Origin of the sequence: Paraclostridium sp., assembly GCF_051657365.1 — a bacterium.
In the GTDB taxonomy this organism is placed as follows: Bacteria; Bacillota; Clostridia; order Peptostreptococcales; family Peptostreptococcaceae; genus Paraclostridium.
In genome coordinates, this window is the sequence record NZ_JBOFKN010000221.1 from 1 (window position 1) to 2,255 (window position 2,255).

2 protein-coding genes are annotated in these 2,255 nt (G+C 47.7%); one reads left to right on the top strand and one right to left on the bottom strand.

Going from position 1 to position 2,255, the window contains the following annotated elements; all coding sequences use genetic code 11:
* Positions 1-407: 407 nt before the first annotated feature.
* The gene (locus tag ACRCYC_RS17275) at positions 408-1,061 is read right to left on the bottom strand and encodes a helix-turn-helix domain-containing protein (protein ID WP_438620343.1); all 654 of its coding nucleotides are present in this window, start codon (positions 1,059-1,061) and stop codon (positions 408-410) included.
* 378 nt (positions 1,062-1,439) lie between these two features.
* Here ACRCYC_RS17275 and ACRCYC_RS17280 point away from each other — a divergent pair, with 378 nt between their 5' ends.
* Positions 1,440-1,985 carry a hypothetical protein gene (locus ACRCYC_RS17280; protein WP_438620344.1) on the top strand — a complete coding sequence of 182 codons (546 nt, stop codon included), beginning with the start codon at positions 1,440-1,442 and terminating at the stop codon, positions 1,983-1,985.
* The last annotated feature ends 270 nt before the right edge of the window (positions 1,986-2,255 follow it).

The following is a 2,255-nucleotide window of genomic DNA, read 5'->3' on the forward strand; positions in this document are numbered from 1 at the left end:
TGCTTGTGTTACGTGCAGATCACGCACCCGCTTATTCCTGAACCGAGCTGATCCAAATTGGATAGGGGCGAGAACTCCCTTGCGCTGGTTACCGGTTCAGGCGGCCATTTCTGGCTAGCCCCGAGCGGTCGGTTTACAATCTTTCTGTTTTTAATAATACACAGAATGTTTACTCATGCAATCCAAAATGTGAGTTATTTTGTTTTTTATTGTTTATGTGACTGTTGGTGTTGAGTTTTATTGCTGTTTGGTATTAAGATGATGGCCTGTATATATATACAGTGTTTTGGGGCGTGGGTATGCGAATAGGAATCCGCTATCTCAGAGATGGCGAGGTGCAAGAGCTCGTATTTGAGCGTGATGATGCTGCTGGTAGAGAGGAAAAAATAAACCGGCCGGAGCCGGTATTATGCAGAGAGACGCATGGAGTAGAGGATTTTACCGATCAGCGTCCAGTCACCTCGTGATACAGGAAGTGGCGGTAAGTTCAGTTGCGGATCTTGATTTATCAAGAACTCTTTAGGGCCAATGCGGCGGAATTGCCATGCAGTGATTTGCCGCTCAGATCCATACCTAGCCAGCACGTAGTCTGCGTTTTCCAAGTCATCTACGGTAAGCCCTGCATCAACGGCTATAGTATCGCTAGGTGCTCCCATCTCATTGATAGATAAGCCTATGCTCACTGGAAGCTCAGTAACGAATGACTGCTTTGAGGTTTCGCCTGGGATGAAATACTTTCCATAACCAACCGGCACACCATCCAACCAATCATCAATATCTGACCAGTGAATTCTGTCGCAAATAGTTACCCCACCGAATGCCTCGATCAAAAGAGCTGCGGTTTCTGGTGGGCAATCGCTGATTTCAGGCAGTGGCTCATCGCTCAATAGCTGCTCAGTAGTGCAACCCAAGATGGATGCTACCGCTGAGAGTTTAGCTTTTGGTATTGAGTTACGTGATTTCCAATTACTCACAGTGGCCGAGTGTTCACCCAGCTCCTTAGCGAGCCACGCCATTGATAGCGAATTTTTTTCTAACCACTCCTCAACCTTCTTGAACATCACACATCCTCACGGCATTATAAACATAACGTTTGCAAAATGGACACGTCACGTGTATTAATGACTTATGAATACTCAAAAAATTCTAAAACGCCTGAGAGACCATTTCGGTTCGTGTACCGGAGTTGCAACCCAAATTGGATGCACTAAGGCATGCGTTACGAACTGGAGCTCTCGCGGGATTCCGCCATCCCGCCTGCCAGCGCTGTATACACTGGCTCGGCAACACAACATCGATCTGGACGTTACTGACTTCTGGCCGGAAATCGGTAACACACAACCGGAAACAAAATGAATGCGTTAAGTGTGTCACACATTCGTTTACATACAAGTCGTGTACCAGATTTAAACAAATCACCTCATTTTAGAGAGGTACATATGCAAAACGTATTCGGGTTAATACAAAACATAGTAAATGCGTCGCGCGTTAGTATATCCCGTAAGACTGTTGCGTGTCATATCGTTGATTCTGTATTCACACTAGGAATAAACACCCGCGCTGGCGTTCGCGATCTGCTGGTATCCCCGAAAACTACTGACGATATGTGGAACAACGAACAGAACTTGTTCCGTGCGTTAGATCGTTCAGAAAGCAACCTTGCCAATCACGCTGTAGTCGTCAGCTTGCTGCCGGCAGTTATTCACGCATTCCCTCAAATCGCAGAACAGCACCTGAATGATTTCTTAAATCCTTTGGGGGTTGTTTGTCACCTGATGGACCCAGAAGCCAAAGCACGTCATGACCTGAAGGTGCTGGTGGGTAAGTCATGCAAAGAGCATGGCGAGTCTGCCAATGCTGCGCTGAACCATTTGCTGGCGGGTGATGATGAAAGTCGGCTGGTGGCCATTAAGGAAGCGCATGAAGCGTTGGCTGCATGCCAGAGCGTGCTGTCAGCACTGGAAGCGATAACTCCAAAAAAGTGAAAAGCCCCGTTGCTGGAACAACAGGGCTTCTCGGAAATCATCGGTTCGGAAAGGAGAGAACGTAATGATTCAACGCAATTTAAACAAAGAACGGCGCCTCACACAACTGAAATGCTTGCCTATTCGTGGCGGCTCTCGTGGTGGTTACGTGTACGAGGTGAATTTTGCAGGTGTGAGTTGCCGGGTTAATTCGGCGTTCGCTGCGTGGATGATGCAACAGGGGGCGCGCTGATGGCTAAGCAAAGCAACGTGGCGGTTACTGCCAAGACT

Excerpts from the sequence above, each read along its gene's own strand:
- ACRCYC_RS17275 (WP_438620343.1), bottom strand. The coding sequence starts at position 1,061 with ATGTTCAAGAAGGTTGAGGAGTGGTTAGAAAAAAATTCGCTATCAATG.
- ACRCYC_RS17280 (WP_438620344.1), top strand. The coding sequence starts at position 1,440 with ATGCAAAACGTATTCGGGTTAATACAAAACATAGTAAATGCGTCGCGC.